The following is a 15,936-nucleotide window of genomic DNA, read 5'->3' as shown; positions in this document are numbered from 1 at the left end:
GTCCGCAGGCTGATCGGCAACAACCCCGGGGCTGGAAGGGGCTCAGAGCACGTAGAGGATGCCGTAGAGCACCACCCAGATGCCGTCCACAAAGTGCCAGTAGAGCTCTGCGGCCTCAAGGCCGAAATGCTTCTCAGCGCTGATCCGACCACCGCTGCGGGTCTGCAGGGCCACGATCAGGATGCAGATCACCCCCAGGGTCACGTGCAGACCGTGGAAGCCCGTGAGGGCATAGAAGGTGCTGGCAAAGAGGTTGTCGGTGAGGCCGAAGGGCAGGGTGAAGTACTCCACCATCTGGCCGGCCAGAAAGGTGGCTCCGAGGCCGGCGGACACCAGCAACCAGGTGCGGCAGGCGGCCCGGCGATTGGCGCGGATCTCGCGGCCGGCGCGGTGGAAGGTGAAGCTGCTCAGCACCAGCAGCACGGTGTTGATCGTGGGCAGCAGCAGCTCCAGCTCGTAGATGCTGCCCTCGGGCAGCGGATTCACCGCTTTGAAGGTGAGGTAGGCCGCGAAGAAGCCAGCAAAGGTCATGCCATCGGCCACCAGGAAGGTGGTGAGGCCGAACATGCGCACGTCGGCGTGCAGGTCGGCCTCGGCGCTGGCCTCAGCGGTTGGGGCAGCCGCTGCAGGGCTGCTCAGCAGCGAGCTGTCGGAGGAGTTGGTGGTGGTCATGACTGGGCCTCAGGACGGGTGCCGTAGCCGTAGGGCTCGGTGACGAGGGGGGCCTCCCCCTTCCAGTTCTCCACCGGAGGGGGCGAGGAGGTGAGCCATTCCGGCGTCAGGGCGTTCCAGGGGTTGTCGCCCGCCGGCTCACCGTTCCTGGCCGTGATCACCACGTTGATCAGCAGCGGCAGGATGCTGATCGCCATGATCAGGGCCCCCACGCTGCTCACCTGGTTGAGCGTGGTGAAGGCCGGGTCGTATTCCGCCACGCGCCTGGGCATGCCATTCAGCCCCAGCCAGTGCTGGGGCAGGAAGCAGAGCTGGAAGCCGATCAGGGTGAGCACGAAGTGCAGGCGACCCAGATCCTCGTTGAGCAGACGGCCCGTGAACTTCGGATACCAGTGGTAGAGCGAGGCGAAGATCACAAACACCGTGCCTCCGTAGACGATGTAGTGAAAATGACCCACCACAAAGTAGGTGTCATGAACATGGATGTCGAAAGGCACCTGGGCCAGGCTGATACCTGTGATGCCGCCGAACACAAAGTTCAGAATGAAGCCGCATGAAAACAGCATCGCCGAGTTGAGGGCGATCTTGCCTCCCCACAGGGTGGCGATCCAGTTGAAGAACTTGATGCCCGTGGGCACCGCAATGAATGAGGTGGCAATGGTGAAAAACAGCCGCATCCAGGGGGGTGTGCCACTGGTGAACATGTGGTGGGCCCACACGATCAGGCCCAGCCCCACGATGCCCATGATCGAGTACACCATGGTGGTGTAGCCGAACAGGGGCTTACGGGCGTGCACCGGCAGGATTTCGCTGACCAGGCCGAAGGCCGGCAGCACCATGATGTACACGGCTGGATGGGAATAGAACCAGAACAGGTGCTGGTAGACCACCACGTTGCCGCCCAGGGCCGGGTTGAAGAAGCCGGTGTGGGCCACGATGTCGAAGCTCAGCAGGATCAACACGCCGGCCAGCACAGGGGTTGAGAGCACCACCAGCAGGCTGGTGCCCAGCATCGCCCAGCAGTACATCGGCAACTGCATCATCTTCAGGCCAGGACGGCGCAGCTTCAGCACCGTGGCGATGAAATTGATGGCGCCGAAGATGGAACTGCCCCCCAGCAGCAGCACACTCAGAATCCACACCACCTGGCCGGCAGCCGGGGTGGTGAGACTGAGGGGTGGGTAGCTGTCCAGCCGGACTGGGCAGCGGCGCCCGCCAGGAAATAGCTGCTGATCAGCAGGATGCCAGCCGGCGGAATCATCCAGAAGGCCACGGCATTGAGCCTCGGGAAGGCCATGTCCCGGGCGCCGACGTAGAAGGGAATCAGATAGTTGCCGAAGCCGCCATTGACCACGGGCACGATCCACAGAAAGATCATCACCGTGCCGTGCAGCGTCAGCACCTCGTTGTAGGTGTCACGGCTCACAAAGTCGGACATCGGACTGACCAGCTCGGTGCGGATCACACCGGCCAGCGCCCCTCCCACCAGATAGAAGGCAAAGCCGCACACCAGATACTGAAGCCCGATCACCTTGTGATCGAGGCTGAAGCTGAGATAGCGGGCCCACCCGGTGGGCTGCAGACCCTCCTGGGGCAGAGGGCCTGGACTGGCGATCGTCATCGGCGGGAACGCTGCGGGGGAAAGGTCGGGGTCACGGTCAACACGCCAGTTCAGGTGCTCGTGGTGGGGGTGTTCTGCGCCAGCCAGGCGTCGAAGCTCTCGCGTTCATGCACCACCACGTTGGAGCGCATGCCGCCGTGGTAGGCCCCGCAGAGTTCGGCGCAGACGATCGGGAAGGTGCCGGCGCGGGTGGGGGTGAAGGAGAGCTGGGTGGTCTGGCCCGGAATCACATCCTGCTTGAGGCGGAACTGCGGCACCCAGAAGGCGTGGATCACATCGCGGGCCTCCATGCGCAGCTCCACGGGCTGGCCCAGCGGCACATGCAGCTCGCCGCTGGTGATGTCGCCCTGGGGGTAATGGAAGATGAAGGCGAACTGCATGGCCGTCACCTCCACCGGCAGGGTCGGGGGAACCACGCCTGTCTGATCAGGGGTGGCGGCAGCGCCGATGCCCCCCCAGATGCGCTCCGGGTCTGGGCCGGGGCTGTCACTGACGAGGGCGGCCCGGTCGATGGTGCTGTGATCCATGGCGCTGTGATCCATGGCGGCATGGTCCATGAGGGGGCCATGCCGCCCATGCGCTCGTAGATGTCGTAGCTATAGATACCAACGAAAAGAATGACCACCGCTGGTATCGCAGTCCAGACGATTTCCAGGGGCAGGTTGCCCTCAATGGCCACACCGTCGCTGGTGTCGCCGGCGGTGCGGCGAAACCGCAGCAGGCTGTACACCAAAACGATGGTGATGCCGAGGAACAGCATCGTGCCAATGCTGAATAAAACCTTAAAAAGGGAATCGTAGGTGGCGGCGTTGCTGCTCGCATCGAGCGGCAGCATGTTCACCCGATTGCCCACCAGGAGCCCTGTTCCCACAAGGCCAGTCGTGGCCAGCACGGTGGTGAGGGCTGTGCGGATCTGCACGGCATTGGAAGTACTGAGGATCAGCCTATGGGCAGGGCCTTGCCGATGCGAGCCATTGCGCCTGCACAGTTGTGATCAGCGCATCTCAGCGGGGTGTTGGTGTTGCTGGCGGCTGGCCATGTTGTGAATTGACGATGTGAGCGAATCCTCATCCCTCGCTCCCCGCACCATCGCTACCGTGCAGCGACTCTGGGGCGCTCGCTCCGATGCAGACAGGCCTGCGGCCATCCCAGACGCCCGACTCTGGGGCCCCGGCCGAGGCCGAGGCCCCTCAGGCAGGCCCCATCCAGGCCGGCTCCCCTGCTGATCAGCTGACCCCACGGCAGGCCGATCGGCTCGGGCAGCTCAGCCGCCTGAGTGGCCACCTGGTGGTGGCGTTGGTGGCCCTGGTGGTGATCGGTGGGGCCACCAGGGTCATGCAGGCCGGCCTGGCCTGCCCTGACTGGCCGCTCTGCTACGGCGTGCTGCTGCCTGGCCGGCAGATGAACCTGCAGGTGTTTCTGGAGTGGTTTCACCGGCTCGACGCCTTCGTGGTGGGGGTCGCCCTGCTGGTGATGGCCGCCGCCAGCCTGGTGGGCCGCCGTCAGCTGCCCGGCTGGCTTCCCTGGGCCTCCGGCCTGGCCCTGGCCCTGGTGGCCGTGCAGGGAGGTCTTGGTGCCCTCACCGTGACCCGGCTGCTGGCCTCCTCGATGGTGACGGCTCATCTGGCTGCGGCCCTCAGCCTGCTGGCCCTGCTCAGTGGGCTGCACCAGGCCCTGAAGCTGCAGCAGGCTCTCAAGCGGCACTCTCAGCCCAGCACGGCTCCCCTGGAGCGGCCCTGGCGACTCGTCTGGGGCCTGGCTGTCTGCGCTGCCCTGCTGCTGGTGTTCTGCCAGAGCCTGCTCGGGGCCTGGATGGCCAGCCACTGGGCCGCTGATCGCTGTCTGGCTTCCGGCGATGACTGCCGCTGGCTGCTGCTGCATCGCCAGCTGGCCCCTGGGGCCGGGGGTGCCGTGCTGCTGTGGCCGCCCTAGCCGCCCTCCGTCCTGCCCTGCCGCGCTCGGCCCGCCTGCTGGCCCTCGGCGGCGCCCTGCTGGTGGTGGCCCAGCTGGCCCTGGGCGTCACCACCCTGAGGCTGGCCCTCGCCGTGCCCGCCGTGACCATCGCTCACCAGCTCGGTGCGGCCCTGCTGGTGGCCGTGCTCGCCGGCCTGCTGGGCCAGCTGCCTGGCCTGGCCGGCCGGCCCCCCTCAACATCCCCATCCCCCTCTCCCCTGAGCTGATCCATGGTGAGCCTCTCTGCCCTGCCCATGGCCCAGCCCCCTGCGGTGCGCCCCTCTGTGCGCCTGCCGGCCTGGCTGGAGGTGGCCAAGCCCCGGCTGATTCCGCTGTTGCTGGCCACCACCCTGGCCGGCATGGCCGTGAGTGGCTCCAGCATCACCACTCCCGTGGTGCTCTGCACCCTGCTGGGCGGCGCCCTGGCCTCCGCAGCGGCAGGGGTGCTCAACTGCCTCTGGGAGCAGGAACTCGATGGCCGCATGCAGCGCACCAGCCGCCGGGCCCTGCCCTCGGGACGGCTGGCCCAGCGCCAGGCCTTCGGACTCGCCGTGGCGCTCACCCTGGTCTCGGTGACGGTGCTGGTGCTGGGGGTGAACCCCCTGGCCGCCAGCCTGGCCCTGCTGGGGTTGTGCAGCTATGTGCTCCTGTACACCGCCCTGCTCAAGCCCCGCACGCCCCAGAACATCGTGATCGGCGGGGTGGCGGGCGCCATCCCAGCCTGGTGGGAGCTGCGGCGGCCAGCGGCGAACTCGGTGCCTCCAGCTGGTGGTTGTTCTCACTGGTGATGGTGTGGACCCCGGCCCACTTCTGGGCCCTGGCGCTGCTGCTCAAGGACGACTACCGCTCCGTCGGCATCCCCATGCTTCCAGTGGTCAAAGGCGTGCAGGTGACGGCCCGGGCGATCAGCAGCTATGCCTGGCTGACGGTGGCGCTGAGCCTGCTGGGGGCCTGGATGCTGCCCAGTGGCGGCCTGTTCTACGGCCTGCTGGTGCTGCCCTTCAACGGCAGGCTGCTGCAACTGGTGAGCAAGCTCAGCCGCAATCCCAACGACCCTTCCTCCGCCAAGGCCCTGTTCCGCTGGTCGATCTTCTATCTGTTCGGCGTGAGCTGCTGCTGCTGATGGCACGCCTCCCCCAGGCGGAGCCGTTCTCCATCGGGCTGGGGATGCTGCCTACATTGGGCGGCTGATCGACGCACAACCGCTCTGATGGCCACGGGAGAGAGGGGCTGGTGATCGAAATCGATCGGTTGAGCAAGGCCTACGGCAGTGGCACGTCCAGGGTGGCTGCCCTCGATGGCCTCAGCCTGAACGTGCCGGCGGGCACGCTCTATGGCTTGCTGGGCCCCAATGGCGCCGGCAAGACCACCGCGCTGCGGATCCTCTGCACCCTGCTGGCCCCAGACGGGGGCAGCGTCCGGGTGGCCGGCGTGGATGCCCTGCAGGACCCCCGCCAGGTGCGGCGGCTGCTCGGCTACGTGGCCCAGGAGGTGGCGATCGACAAGATCCTCAGCGGCCGCGAGCTGCTGCAGCTCCAGGGCGACCTCTACCACCTGCAGCCGGCCTTGCGGAACAGCCGCATTGCCGAGCTGGTGGATCTCCTGGGTATGGGCGACTGGATCGACCGGCGCTGCGGCACCTATTCCGGTGGCATGCGCCGCCGGCTCGATCTGGCCTCCGGTCTGTTGCATGCCCCGCGGGTGCTGGTGCTGGATGAGCCCACTGTGGGCCTCGACATCGAGAGCCGGGCGGCGATCTGGACCGTGCTGCGCCAGCTGCGCGATGGCGGCACCACGATCCTGCTGAGCAGTCACTACCTGGAGGAGGTGGATGCCCTGGCCGACCGCCTGGCGATCCTCGAGGCGGGCCAGCTGATCGCTGAGGGCACCCCATCGGAGCTCAAGGATGCTCTCGGTGGCGATCGCGTCACCCTGCGGGTGCGGGAGTTCAGTGATGCCGCGGAGGCCAGCCAGGTGCAGGAGCTGTTGAGGGCCTGCCCGGGGGTGCGTCAGGTGGTGGTGAACCGCGCCCAGGGCTATTCGCTCAACCTGGTGGTGGAGCACCAGGGGGTGGTGGAACAGCTGAGGCATCAGCTGGCCGAGGCCCAGCTGCCGGTGTTCGCCCTGGCCCAGAGCCGGCCCAGCCTCGATGATGTGTACCTCCAGGCCACGGGCCGCACATTGATGGATGCGGAGCTGGCTGTGGCCGGCAGCCGGGATCCCAAGGCCGAACGCAAACAGAGCATGCGCTGATCCGTGATGACCACCACTTCTTCTGCTTCTTCTTCCGGCGCCTCGCTGTCCAGCCAGGTCAGCCCTCCGTCGCCGTTGCCCCTCGGCCCCGAGGCCTCCGCCCTGGCCGAGATCAGCCAGGAAACCCTGGCGCTCACCAAGCGCCTGTTCCTGCAGCTGCAGCGCCGCCCCTCCACCCTGATCGCCGGAGTGTTGCAGCCCCTGATCTGGCTGATTCTGTTCGGGGCTCTGTTTGCCAAGGCCCCCGCCGGCCTGCTGCCGGGCGGCATGAGCTACGGCCGCTTTCTGGGGGCCGGCGTGATCGTGTTCACCGCCTTCAGCGGCGCCCTCAACGCCGGGCTGCCGGTGATGTTCGATCGGGAGTTCGGCTTCCTCAATCGGCTCCTGGTGGCGCCGCTGCGGGCGCGCAGTTCGATCGTGCTGGCCTCGGTGCTGTTCATCACGGCCCTGAGCCTGGTGCAGAGCCTGGCGATCATGGCGGCCGCTGCCCTGCTGGGCTACGGCTGGCCGGGCGCCGGTGGCCTGCTGCTGGTGCTGGTCACGCTGCTGCTGCTGGTGTTCGCCGTCACGGCACTCAGCCTCGGGCTGGCGTTCGCCCTGCCGGGTCACATCGAATTGATCGCCGTGATCTTCGTGGCCAACCTGCCGCTGCTGTTCGCCAGCACTGCCCTGGCACCGATTTCCTTCATGCCGGCCTGGTTGGGCTGGCTTGCGGCCCTGAATCCCCTTACCTTCGCGATTGAACCGATCCGCGCCGCCTACGCCGGCCATTTCTGCCTCACCGCCGTGGTGCTCGAGGCTCCGTACGGAGACCTCACCGCCGGCACCTGCCTGGCCGTGCTGGCCCTCCTGGCCGCTGGACTGTTCGCCCTGATCCGGCCCCTGCTGGATCGCAAGCTCACCTGATTCCCGGTCCCCGTGCCCCGTACCCCCCGCTTCCCCGCCCCGGACCGTCCCGATCCGGAGGCGCGGCTCCTGGCCGCCGTGGCTGAGCGCGATGGCCCCCTGGCCCGCCGCCTGGGTGAGCGGTTCGTGCACCGCCGCGGCGTGGTCGCCCTTGAGAGCCTGCTGCAGCGCAAGCTGGAACCCATCCAAGGCGCCGAGGCCTGCAGCTGGCTAGCCGCCCTGGTGGGGGTGGAGCCACTGGCGCCCGTCGTGGTCGCAGCACCTGCGGTTGATCCCTGGGCCCCGGTTGCTCCGGTGTGGAGGAGGTTGGCAGCTTCAGCGCCGCTGACAGCTCCGCCCCACCGCTGGACTCCATGGGGGTTGAGCCAGGCGCGGCTCTGATCGCGTCCTGGCTGGAGGATCTGGAACAAGAGCAGGCAGAGCTGGGCCAGCTTGCTGAGGCCTGGAAGCCCGCTGCTGAGCAGCTCGCTGATGCTGAGCCCGAGGTGGCTGATCCCCGGCCGGGCGAGCCCAAGCTGGCTGCCCTCCAGGCTTCCGACCTGATGGTGTTCGCAGGGGGCGGATCTGCAGCTTCGTCCCCGGCCCATGCAGCCCCGCTGCCGGCGCAGCAGGTCGATCCTGACCCCCTGCTGCGCCGCCTCCAGCTGGTGGCTACCCCCAACGGCCAGGCCCCTGGAACCGTAGGGCCCGCGCCGGTGCCGGCCTCGCTGGCACGCCTGCGCTCGTGGCTCCATGACGATCAGCTGCCGGAGGCGAGCTGAGCATGGCCACCGCGCCATGGCCCCAGGGGCTGATCGTGTCGGTGCAGGCCCCGGAGGGATCACCCATGCGTCACCCCGAGGTGATCGCGGCCATGGCGGAGGCCAGCCTCAACCAGGGCGCCAGCGGGGTGCGGCTGGAGAGTCCCGAACACATCGGTGCGGTGCGTCGGCGCTGCCCGGAGGCCCTGATCGTGGGGCTCTGGAAGCGCACCTACCCCGGCAGTGCGGTGTACATCACCCCCACCTGGATCGACATCCAGGCCGTGTGGGCGGCTGGGGCCGATGTGGTGGCCATCGATGCCACGAGCCGACCGCGGCCCTGCGGCGAAGATCTGGCGGAGCTGATCCGCCGGGCCGCTCAGGAGCTGGGGGCGCCCCTGATGGCCGATGTGGATTCCGTGGCCCACGGCCTGCGGGCCGCCGAGCTGGGTTGCGGCTGGGTGGGGACCACCCTGTTCGGCTACACCGAGGACACCGCCAGCTGCCCCCCTCCTGCCATGGACCTGCTGGCGCCCTTGCGGGCTTCTCTCCCCAACGAGGTGGCCCTCATCTGTGAGGGAGGGATTCACTCGGCAGCCCAGGCCCGCGCGGCGCTGGCGCACGGGGCCGATGCGGTGGTGGTGGGCACGGCGATCACGGGGATCGATCTGCAGGTGGCGGCCTACCTGCGGGCGCTCGCCCAGCCCTGAGGGGAGGCGGGGAGCGCAGCCCGGCTCACATCATGCCGGGCATCCCCATGCCGCCCATGCCTCCCATACCACCCATGCCGCCCATACCTCCCATGCCGCCCATGTCGTCGCCGGGGCCTGCGGCCGCGGGCGGTTCGGGCTTGTCGGCGATCACGGCTTCGGTGGTGATCAACAGGGCCGCGATCGACACAGCGTCCTGGAGCGCCAGCCGGGTGACCTTGGCGGCATCGAGAATGCCGGCGGCCAGCAGGTCTTCGTATTCACCGCTGAAGGCGTTGTATCCCTTGCCGCCGCGCAGGATCTCGGCGCTCACCACGGAGCCGTCGATGCCCGCGTTCACGGCGATCTGGCGCACCGGCTCAGCCAGGGCCCGCTTGACGATCTCCACTCCCGTGCGCTCATCGCCCTGGCGGCGGCCAGCCAGCTCAGAGAGGGTTTCAGCCAGTTCCAGCAGGGTGGTGCCGCCACCGGCCACGATGCCCTCCTCGACGGCGGCCCGGGTGGCGTTGAGGGCGTCCTCGATACGCAGCTTGCGGTTGCGCAGCTCGGTTTCGGTGGGGGCCCCCACCTTGATCACGGCCACACCGCCGGCCAGCTTGGCGATCCGCTCCTGCAGCTTCTCGCGGTCGTAGTCGGAGTCGGTGGCGGCCAGCTGGCGACGGATCGAGGCGATGCGGTCGGCCACGGCGGCCTGATGCTCCTCGCTGGCCACGATCGTGGTGCTGTCCTTGGTGATGGTGATGCGGCGCGCCTGGCCCAGGTCGGCCAGGGTGGCCTTCTCCAGGGTCATGGCCTGGTCTTCGCTCACCACCGTGGCGCCGGTGAGGGTGGCGATGTCCTGCAGGTAGGCCTTGCGGCGATCCCCGAAGGAGGGGGCGCGCACGGCGGCCACCTGGAGCACGCCGCGGTTCTTGTTCACCACCAGGGTGGCCAGGGCTTCACCCTCCACCTCCTCGGCCAGGATCAGCAGCGGGCGGCCGCTCTTGGACACGGCTTCCAGCACCGGCACCAGATCGGCGATGCTGCTGATCTTGCGATCGGTGATCAGGATCAGAGCACCCTCAAACACGCACTCCCGGCGCTCCGGATCGGTCACGAAATAGGGGGAGCTGTAGCCGCGGTCGAAGGCCATGCCTTCGGTGATCTCGAGCTCGGTGGCCAGGGAGTTGGACTCCTCCACCGTGATCACGCCATCGACGCTCACCTTGTCCATCGCCTGGGCGATCATGGCGCCGATCTCGTCGTCGTTGCCGGCGCTGACGCTGGCCACCTGGCGGATCGCGTCGCCCTCCACGGGCACGGCCCGGGCGGCGATGCCCTCCACCACCAGGGCGGCAGCCCGCTCCATGCCGCGGCGCAGGTTCACGGGGCTGGCGCCGGCGGCCACGTTGCGCATGCCCTCCCGCACCAGGGCCTGGGCCAGCACGGTGGCGGTGGTGGTGCCGTCACCGGCCTCGTCCTTGGTCTTGCTCGCCACCTGCTGCATCAGCTTGGCGCCGAGATTTTCGAAGGGATCCTCCAGTTCGATTTCCTTGGCGATCGTCACGCCGTCGTTGACGATGTCGGGGGCGCCGAACTTCTTCTCGAGCACCACATTGCGTCCCTTCGGACCGATGGTCACCCGCACGGCATCGGCGAGGGCGTTGACACCCCGCTCCAGGGCGGCGCGGGAGGCGTCGGAAAAGCTGACCAGCTTGGTCATCGGCTCACAGGAGTTCCAATGCTTCAGGTTCCCACGCGGCCTGGGGCCTGGTCCGGTAGGGAAAGCCGAAAAGACTGTCGGGCTGCCCTGACGGACCGATAAGGTCTGGTGAGGGGGCCTGGAGCCGCACAGAGGTCTTGGACGAGTTGCTTCAGAGCGCCCTTGACACGGCTTCAGCCGAAGCCATGCCCCTCAGCACCGCCAGCGGCGCCAACGCCATGGTGTTCGTGCTGGTCACGGCCCTAGGGCTGCTCATGGCGCTCATCTATGTGCCGCTGCGGCTCTACCTCACGCTCACGGCGCGCAGCCGGCGGCTGCGGCTGCTGCAGCGGATCCGCCGGCTGCGGGAGGAGCTGGGCCAGCCGATCGGCGGCTGAGCCCGGCGGATGGCGCGGTGGGTTGTGCCGCGGCGCTCAGCGCATCACCATGCCGCCATCCACCTGAAGCACCTGGCCGGTCATGTAGGCGGCGCTGGGATCGGCGGCCAGGAAGCGCACCGCTCCGGCCACTTCGGCGGCGCTGCCCATGCGACCCAGGGGGATGGCCTTGAGGATCGGCTCCTTGTCGAGGGAGGCGGTCATGTCGCTCTCGATGAAGCCGGGGGCCACGGCATTCACGGTGACGCCCCGGGCGGCGAACTCGGCCGCGTTGCTGCGGGTGAGGCCGATCACCCCGGCCTTGGCGGCGCTGTAGTTGGCCTGGCCGGCATTGCCGCACAGCCCCACCACCGAGGTGATGTTGATGATGCGGCCGCTCCTGGCCTTCAGCATCGGCCGGCTCACGGCCCTGGTGCAGAGGAACACGCCGGTGAGGTTGAGGTCGATGACGCTCTGCCAGTCGGCGGTCTTCATGCGCATCAGCAGCCCGTCGCGGGTGATGCCGGCGTTGTTGACCAGCACGTCGAGGCGGCCCTCGCGCTCCAGCACCGCCTTCACCATCGCCTCCACCTCGGCCTCCTCGGCCACGTTGGCCCGGTGGGCCCAGGCCCTGCCACCGGCGGCCTCGATGGCACCCACGACATCGGCCGCGGCCTCTTCGGAGCTGGCGTAGTTCACCACCACGGTGGCGCCGTTGGCGGCCAGTTCCAGGGCGATCGCCGCGCCGATGCCGCGGCTGGCGCCGGTGACCAGGGCGACCTGACCGGTGAGGGGAGCGGCGACGGCCATCGAGGGGGAGGGGTGAGTGGCGCCGATCGTATGGCGAGGCCCATCACCCGCTGGGCTGGGGGCCGCTCAGGCCAGCCCCAGGGCGCTCAGCACGGCGGCGCTGCCGAGCTGGGACAGCTCGTCTGGATTGCCCAGCGCTTTGACTCCCTCGCGCTGGGGGAGGTCGCCGGCTGCAGCCCCGAGGGCCACCAGCGGCAGGCCCAGCAGCAGGGCCAGCTCCACACTGGCCGGATCGCTGGCCAGCACCACATCGGCGCAGGCCAGCCGTGCGGCCCGCTGGCTCCAGGAACCCTCTCCGGCGCTGGCGCTGCGCAGCCCGGGCAGCTGGGCGGCGATCAGGGCGGGCAGCTCCTGCCAGCATTCCGGTGGCCAGTCGCCAACGCCCCCCGCCGGGGCCTGCAGCAGCAGGGGCCCATCGCCGGCGGGCAGGGCGGCGGCGGCGGCCTGGAGATCGGCCGGGGGGATCGGCAGGCGGAAGCCTCGGCGTTCAGGCTCAGTCCCAGGGGGCGCAGCCAGGTTTCCCAGGCCTGGGAAGGCCAGCCCCCTGCAGGCTCCTGCACCAGCGCGGTGGCCGAGAAGCCCTGGCTGGCCACCCGGGTGGGGATGTGGCTCATGGACAGCATCAGGTCCATGGCCCGACTGGGAGCGCGGTTGATGCAGAGCTGGAAATCGGGCTCCCGCACCGAGCCCAGCAGATTGGCCCAGTCGGCGAGGGTGGCGTTGGCGAAGCTGAAGGGCAGGGCGCGGCTGACGCCGGGGTGCAGGCGCCAGAGACCAACCGCTTCAGCGGGGCAGACCACCTGCACCACCGCCTTGAGCTGGTCCGCCACCGCGGCCACGGCAGGGAAGGCCTGGAGCTGCCGGCTGCTGTCGCCGGGCAGCAGGAACAGGGCGCGCATCGAGGGGCAGTCACGGCGGACTGATTGTATGGAGCGGTTCCGGACGCGCCTGGCCGCGGGAGACGCCTGTGCATCTGTTGATCGCCGCCGCCGGCAGTGGCCGCCGCATGGGCGCCGCCGGCAACAAGCTGCTGCTGCAGGTGGCCGGGCGCCCTGCGTTGGCCTGGACCCTCGAGGCCGCCCTGGCCTGCGCGGCCATCCGCTGGATCGGCATCGTGGGCCAGGCGGTGGATGCCGAAGCGGTGGCGGCGATCATCGAGGCCGCCAGGCCGGATCGCCCGGTGCAGTGGATCCTGGGCGGCGACAGCCGCCAGGAGTCGGTGAGCCGCGGCCTGGAGGCCCTGCCTGCCGAGGCCACAGGCGTGCTGATCCACGATGGCGCCCGCTGCCTGGTGCAGCCGGAGTTGCTGGCGCGCTGCGCCGCGGCGGTGGCCGCCGGGCGGTCGGTGATTGCCGCCACCCCCGTCACCGACACGATCAAGCAGGTGGACGCCGCCGGGGCGATCCTGGCCACCCCCGATCGGGCCGGACTCTGGGCGGCTCAGACCCCCCAGGGGTTCCCGGTGGACCAGTTGCGCTCGGCCCATGCCCGCGCCCGGCGCGAAGGCTGGAGCGTCACCGATGACGCTGCCCTGTTCGAGCGGCTCGGCCTGCCGGTGCAGGTGTTGGAGGCTCCCGCCTCCAACATCAAGCTCACCACCCCCTTTGACCTCACGGTGGCGGCGGCGGTGCTGGCGGCCAGGGCCGGGACTGGCCGCGGTGAACCCAGCCGGCCCTAAACGCAGATCCTTGGGTTGCTGAGCGGGCATTTGGATCGTGCACCAGCTGAATTGGGCAAGGTGAAGCGTTTCAACCGGGGCAGGGTTTCCAGCACATCCATCTTGTCGACTTCAGACTGGGGAACACCGAGGTTCTCCATGTAGACGCCCATGAGGTTCTTGGCGCCTCGGATCGATAACAGCGGCGAGACATCAAAGACATCGGTTTGGGTTAAGACCAATTTGTGCTGCTTGTTCATGAGGAAGACTTCCATATCCTGGCAGCTGCCGGAAAACCCTTCATCAATGATGCTATCGATTATTGTTAAAACGGTGTACTGCTCTTCTTCGGTAATCCCTGGAACTTGATTAAGGCACCACTGCGAAAAGCTGTAGTGGTGTTTCGGGTCCTTGAGGTAGTTCGTGGTCACGGGCCGCCTCGGCTCTGAGCCCGCACGGTTGCCGTTCTGCAGCGGCTGAGCAGGGGCAGCAGGGGCCAGAGACGTGCAGAGCGCCAGTGCAGCAGCCCCAGTCCAGAACCAACGCAGGCGCACGGCCATCAGCTGCACAGGGAGAAAGGGCACTCTTCACCCTAAAGACGGCCCTGGTTTCGCTCCAGAGCAGCAAAGGCAGTGGTACTGCCGGGCGGTAATGCCTTACCCCACCAGCCTCAGCAACCCCGCCTCAGCGTCGAGTCGGGCCCGGGCGCCCAGGGGCAGGGCCCCATTGCCGGCCTCATGGCCCACCGGCAGACCGGCAAGCACCGGAACGCCCAGATCCCCCGTGCGCTCCCGCAGCACCTGCTCGAGGCTGAAGCGGGCCGGGTTGGCAACGCTGGGCCCATCGCCAGCGGGATCGTCGCAGCCGCTGAACTGGCCCAGGCCGATGCCCCCCAGCTGACCCAGGGCACCGCTCAGCCGCCAGTGGGTGAGCATGCGATCGATCCGGTAGGGAGCTTCGCCCACCTCTTCGAGCACCAGGATGGCGCCGCGCAGGTTGGGCAGGTGGGGAGTACCGAACAGGTGGGTGGCCACGGTGAGATTGGCCACCAGCAGGGGCCCCTCGGCCACACCGCCCCGCCAGGCGGTGCCCGCCAGGTCGGCCACCGGTTCACCGAACAGCAGGGCCCGCAGCCGCTCCTGGCTCCAGGCGGGTTCCGCCGCCAGGGTGGTGAGCAGCGGGCCGTGGATGGCGCCGCCGTGGCCCTGGGCCAGCTGGGCCCAGAGCAGGGAGGTGACATCGGAGAACCCCAGCAGCCAGCGTGGAGGAAGAGCAAGCGGTTGCTCCAGCAGCCGGGCCGCCCCCCAGCCCCCCCGCAGGCAGGCCAGCAGCTCGGCCCCCACCCCTTCAGCCCGCAGCAGATCATCGCGGCGCTCGGCGTCGCGGCCGGCCAGATAGCCCCAGCGCCGCTCATGCAGGGCGCGGCGCTCCACCTCCAAGCCCCAGCTCTCGAGCACGGCGATGCCGGCTTCCAGGCGCTCCAGGTGATCGCTGGCCGCCAGCGCGGAGCTGGCCGCCACCAGGGCCACCCGGGCTCCTGGACGCAGGGGAGGAGGTTGCCTGGGCGGGAGGGTCACGCCAGTCGCCCCAGCACCAGGGCCAGCCACCACAGCCCGCCCAGCCATACCTGCTGGCGGAAATGGCGCCCGAAGGCCCCCCGCGACTGACCCGGCCGTTGCAGCAGAACCCCGGCACGCACCATGCCGAGGCTCGCCCCTGCGGCCAGCCCCCAGCCGAGCAGGTTGAGGCCCTCCCCCGCGGCCGTCAGGGTTAAGGCGGCCGCGGCCAGGCAGAGGGATGCTGCCAGGTAGCAGAGGGTCACCACCTGCGGCGCCCGGCGCCCCAGGCTGAGGGCGCTGCTGCGCACCCCGATGGCCCGGTCGTCGTCTCGGTCGGCCATGGCATAAACCGTATCGAAGCCAAAGGTCCACAGCAGCGTGGCCAGCCAGACCAGGGCGAGCGGCCAGCCCCCGGCCAGGCTGCCCGTGGCGGCGGCCCAGGGGATCAGCACGGCGAAACCCCAGCAGAGGGCCAGCACCAGCTGGGGATAGCCGAACCAACGCTTGGCCGAGGGGTAGAGCAGCACCAGGGGAAGGGTGGCGAGAGCCAGCAGCAGGCAGAGGCCCCGGCTGCCGGCGGGCAGGCCCCACAGCACCACCCCCAGGGCCAGGCCCAGGCAGACCGTGAGCAGCGCCAGGGCCGTGCCCACGCCCACCCGGCCGCAGGCCAGCGGCCGCCGCCGGGTGCGTTCCACCTGGGGATCGATGCGGCGATCCCAGAGGTCGTTGGCGATGCAGCCGGCCCCACTCACGGCCAGGCCTCCCAGCGCCAGGGCCAGCAGCAGCGAGGCCGGCGGCGGGGTTGTCGGCAGCAACCACAGGCTCCAGCCCGCCGGAATCAGCAGGATCAGGCGGCCGCTCGGCTTGTCCCAGCGCAGCAGCTGCAGCCAGGCGCCCAGGTCGGCGCCGAACCCTGCGGGGCCTGCCGCCGCGTTGCTCTCCTTGCCCACCGCCGAGCCTGCCATGCGCCTCCCCTGACGATGCAACCGTGTTGAGA

17 protein-coding genes and 3 pseudogenes are annotated in these 15,936 nt (G+C 69.2%); 10 read left to right on the top strand and 10 right to left on the bottom strand.

The window, feature by feature from the left end:
- Positions 1–42 precede the first annotated feature (42 nt).
- From IQ220_RS03140 to IQ220_RS03130, 3 genes and pseudogenes are all read right to left on the bottom strand, one after another.
- Complete coding sequence (locus IQ220_RS03140; protein ID WP_193912858.1) at positions 43–672, bottom strand: cytochrome c oxidase subunit 3; 630 nt, start codon at positions 670–672, stop codon at positions 43–45.
- Positions 669–2,293 (bottom strand): annotated as a pseudogene (gene ctaD / locus IQ220_RS03135) (cytochrome c oxidase subunit I). The gene IQ220_RS03140 and the pseudogene ctaD overlap by 4 nt, the downstream one beginning before the upstream one ends.
- 50 nt (positions 2,294–2,343) lie before the next feature.
- A pseudogene (locus tag IQ220_RS03130) lies at positions 2,344–3,212 on the bottom strand (cytochrome c oxidase subunit II).
- A 206-nt stretch (positions 3,213–3,418) separates the two neighbouring features.
- On the opposite strand from IQ220_RS03130, the gene IQ220_RS03125 reads away from it, so the two are divergent.
- The 8 genes and pseudogenes from IQ220_RS03125 (at position 3,419) to IQ220_RS03095 (ending at position 8,855) form a co-directional block, all read left to right on the top strand.
- Positions 3,419–4,225: a heme A synthase gene (locus IQ220_RS03125; RefSeq protein WP_370566293.1), complete on the top strand. Its 807-nt coding sequence runs from the start codon at positions 3,419–3,421 to the stop codon at positions 4,223–4,225.
- Positions 4,213–4,473: a hypothetical protein gene (locus tag IQ220_RS16345; protein ID WP_370566294.1), complete on the top strand. Its 261-nt coding sequence runs from the start codon at positions 4,213–4,215 to the stop codon at positions 4,471–4,473. Before IQ220_RS03125 ends, IQ220_RS16345 begins: the two co-directional genes overlap by 13 nt.
- Before the next feature lie 3 nt (positions 4,474–4,476).
- Positions 4,477–5,437 (top strand): annotated as a pseudogene (locus IQ220_RS03120) (heme o synthase).
- Between the two features lie 39 nt (positions 5,438–5,476).
- A complete protein-coding gene (locus IQ220_RS03115) occupies positions 5,477–6,499 on the top strand; it encodes an ABC transporter ATP-binding protein (protein WP_228008824.1) in 1,023 nt (340 codons plus the stop codon).
- 6 nt (positions 6,500–6,505) lie between these two features.
- Complete coding sequence (locus IQ220_RS03110; RefSeq protein ID WP_193912862.1) at positions 6,506–7,405, top strand: ABC transporter permease; 900 nt, start codon at positions 6,506–6,508, stop codon at positions 7,403–7,405.
- Positions 7,406–7,417: 12 nt separating this feature from the next.
- Positions 7,418–7,786, top strand: coding sequence for a hypothetical protein (locus IQ220_RS03105; protein ID WP_193912864.1), 369 nt, complete (start codon positions 7,418–7,420; stop codon positions 7,784–7,786).
- Positions 7,759–8,166 carry a hypothetical protein gene (locus IQ220_RS03100; RefSeq protein ID WP_193912865.1) on the top strand — a complete coding sequence of 136 codons (408 nt, stop codon included), beginning with the start codon at positions 7,759–7,761 and terminating at the stop codon, positions 8,164–8,166. The genes IQ220_RS03105 and IQ220_RS03100 overlap by 28 nt, the downstream gene beginning before the upstream one ends.
- A 2-nt stretch (positions 8,167–8,168) precedes the next feature.
- Positions 8,169–8,855: an N-acetylmannosamine-6-phosphate 2-epimerase gene (locus tag IQ220_RS03095; RefSeq protein WP_193912867.1), complete on the top strand. Its 687-nt coding sequence runs from the start codon at positions 8,169–8,171 to the stop codon at positions 8,853–8,855.
- A gap of 25 nt (positions 8,856–8,880) precedes the next feature.
- Here IQ220_RS03095 and groL read toward each other — a convergent pair whose 3' ends face one another.
- The gene (groL, locus tag IQ220_RS03090) at positions 8,881–10,557 is read right to left on the bottom strand and encodes a chaperonin GroEL (RefSeq protein WP_193912869.1); all 1,677 of its coding nucleotides are present in this window, start codon (positions 10,555–10,557) and stop codon (positions 8,881–8,883) included.
- Positions 10,558–10,742: 185 nt separating this feature from the next.
- On the opposite strand from groL, the gene IQ220_RS03085 reads away from it, so the two are divergent.
- A complete protein-coding gene (locus IQ220_RS03085; protein WP_186700889.1) occupies positions 10,743–10,934 on the top strand; it encodes a hypothetical protein in 192 nt (63 codons plus the stop codon).
- Between the two features lie 36 nt (positions 10,935–10,970).
- Here the strand turns inward: IQ220_RS03085 and fabG are convergent, their stop codons facing one another.
- The 3 genes from fabG to IQ220_RS03075 form a co-directional block, all read right to left on the bottom strand.
- Positions 10,971–11,723, bottom strand: a complete 753-nt coding sequence (gene fabG / locus IQ220_RS03080) for a 3-oxoacyl-[acyl-carrier-protein] reductase (protein WP_193912871.1) — start codon at positions 11,721–11,723, stop codon at positions 10,971–10,973.
- A 66-nt stretch (positions 11,724–11,789) separates the two neighbouring features.
- The gene (locus tag IQ220_RS16340) at positions 11,790–11,969 is read right to left on the bottom strand and encodes a hypothetical protein (RefSeq protein ID WP_370566295.1); all 180 of its coding nucleotides are present in this window, start codon (positions 11,967–11,969) and stop codon (positions 11,790–11,792) included.
- 89 nt (positions 11,970–12,058) lie between these two features.
- Positions 12,059–12,622, bottom strand: coding sequence for a hypothetical protein (locus IQ220_RS03075; protein WP_370566296.1), 564 nt, complete (start codon positions 12,620–12,622; stop codon positions 12,059–12,061).
- 68 nt (positions 12,623–12,690) lie between these two features.
- On the opposite strand from IQ220_RS03075, the gene ispD reads away from it, so the two are divergent.
- Positions 12,691–13,401 (top strand): 2-C-methyl-D-erythritol 4-phosphate cytidylyltransferase, encoded by a 711-nt coding sequence (ispD, locus tag IQ220_RS03070; RefSeq protein WP_193912873.1) that lies wholly within the window; start codon positions 12,691–12,693, stop codon positions 13,399–13,401.
- On the opposite strand, the gene IQ220_RS03065 is transcribed toward ispD, so the two are convergent.
- The 3 genes from IQ220_RS03065 to IQ220_RS03055 all read right to left on the bottom strand — a co-directional run bounded on the left by IQ220_RS03065 (position 13,398) and on the right by IQ220_RS03055 (position 15,904).
- Positions 13,398–13,940 carry a hypothetical protein gene (locus tag IQ220_RS03065; RefSeq protein WP_193912875.1) on the bottom strand — a complete coding sequence of 181 codons (543 nt, stop codon included), beginning with the start codon at positions 13,938–13,940 and terminating at the stop codon, positions 13,398–13,400. The genes ispD and IQ220_RS03065 overlap by 4 nt on opposite strands.
- A 96-nt stretch (positions 13,941–14,036) precedes the next feature.
- Positions 14,037–14,957 (bottom strand): LD-carboxypeptidase, encoded by a 921-nt coding sequence (locus tag IQ220_RS03060; protein ID WP_370566297.1) that lies wholly within the window; start codon positions 14,955–14,957, stop codon positions 14,037–14,039.
- Positions 14,954–15,904 (bottom strand): 4-hydroxybenzoate polyprenyltransferase, encoded by a 951-nt coding sequence (locus IQ220_RS03055; protein WP_193912879.1) that lies wholly within the window; start codon positions 15,902–15,904, stop codon positions 14,954–14,956. The genes IQ220_RS03060 and IQ220_RS03055 overlap by 4 nt, the downstream gene beginning before the upstream one ends.
- Positions 15,905–15,936: the final 32 nt, after the last annotated feature.

It is taken from the genome of Cyanobium sp. LEGE 06113 (assembly GCF_015207615.1).
The sequence above is the reverse complement of the archived record's forward strand: the minus strand, read 5'-3'. Positions and strand labels throughout refer to the sequence as shown.

Excerpts from the sequence above, each read along its gene's own strand:
- IQ220_RS03140 (WP_193912858.1), bottom strand. The coding sequence starts at position 672 with ATGACCACCACCAACTCCTCCGACAGCTCGCTGCTGAGCAGCCCTGCA.
- IQ220_RS03125 (WP_370566293.1), top strand. The coding sequence starts at position 3,419 with ATGCAGACAGGCCTGCGGCCATCCCAGACGCCCGACTCTGGGGCCCCG.
- IQ220_RS03110 (WP_193912862.1), top strand. The coding sequence starts at position 6,506 with ATGACCACCACTTCTTCTGCTTCTTCTTCCGGCGCCTCGCTGTCCAGC.
- IQ220_RS03100 (WP_193912865.1), top strand. The coding sequence starts at position 7,759 with ATGGGGGTTGAGCCAGGCGCGGCTCTGATCGCGTCCTGGCTGGAGGAT.
- IQ220_RS03095 (WP_193912867.1), top strand. The coding sequence starts at position 8,169 with ATGGCCACCGCGCCATGGCCCCAGGGGCTGATCGTGTCGGTGCAGGCC.
- groL (WP_193912869.1), bottom strand. The coding sequence starts at position 10,557 with ATGACCAAGCTGGTCAGCTTTTCCGACGCCTCCCGCGCCGCCCTGGAG.
- IQ220_RS03085 (WP_186700889.1), top strand. The coding sequence starts at position 10,743 with ATGCCCCTCAGCACCGCCAGCGGCGCCAACGCCATGGTGTTCGTGCTG.
- fabG (WP_193912871.1), bottom strand. The coding sequence starts at position 11,723 with ATGGCCGTCGCCGCTCCCCTCACCGGTCAGGTCGCCCTGGTCACCGGC.
- IQ220_RS03075 (WP_370566296.1), bottom strand. The coding sequence starts at position 12,622 with ATGCGCGCCCTGTTCCTGCTGCCCGGCGACAGCAGCCGGCAGCTCCAG.
- IQ220_RS03065 (WP_193912875.1), bottom strand. The coding sequence starts at position 13,940 with ATGGCCGTGCGCCTGCGTTGGTTCTGGACTGGGGCTGCTGCACTGGCG.
- IQ220_RS03055 (WP_193912879.1), bottom strand. The coding sequence starts at position 15,904 with ATGGCAGGCTCGGCGGTGGGCAAGGAGAGCAACGCGGCGGCAGGCCCC.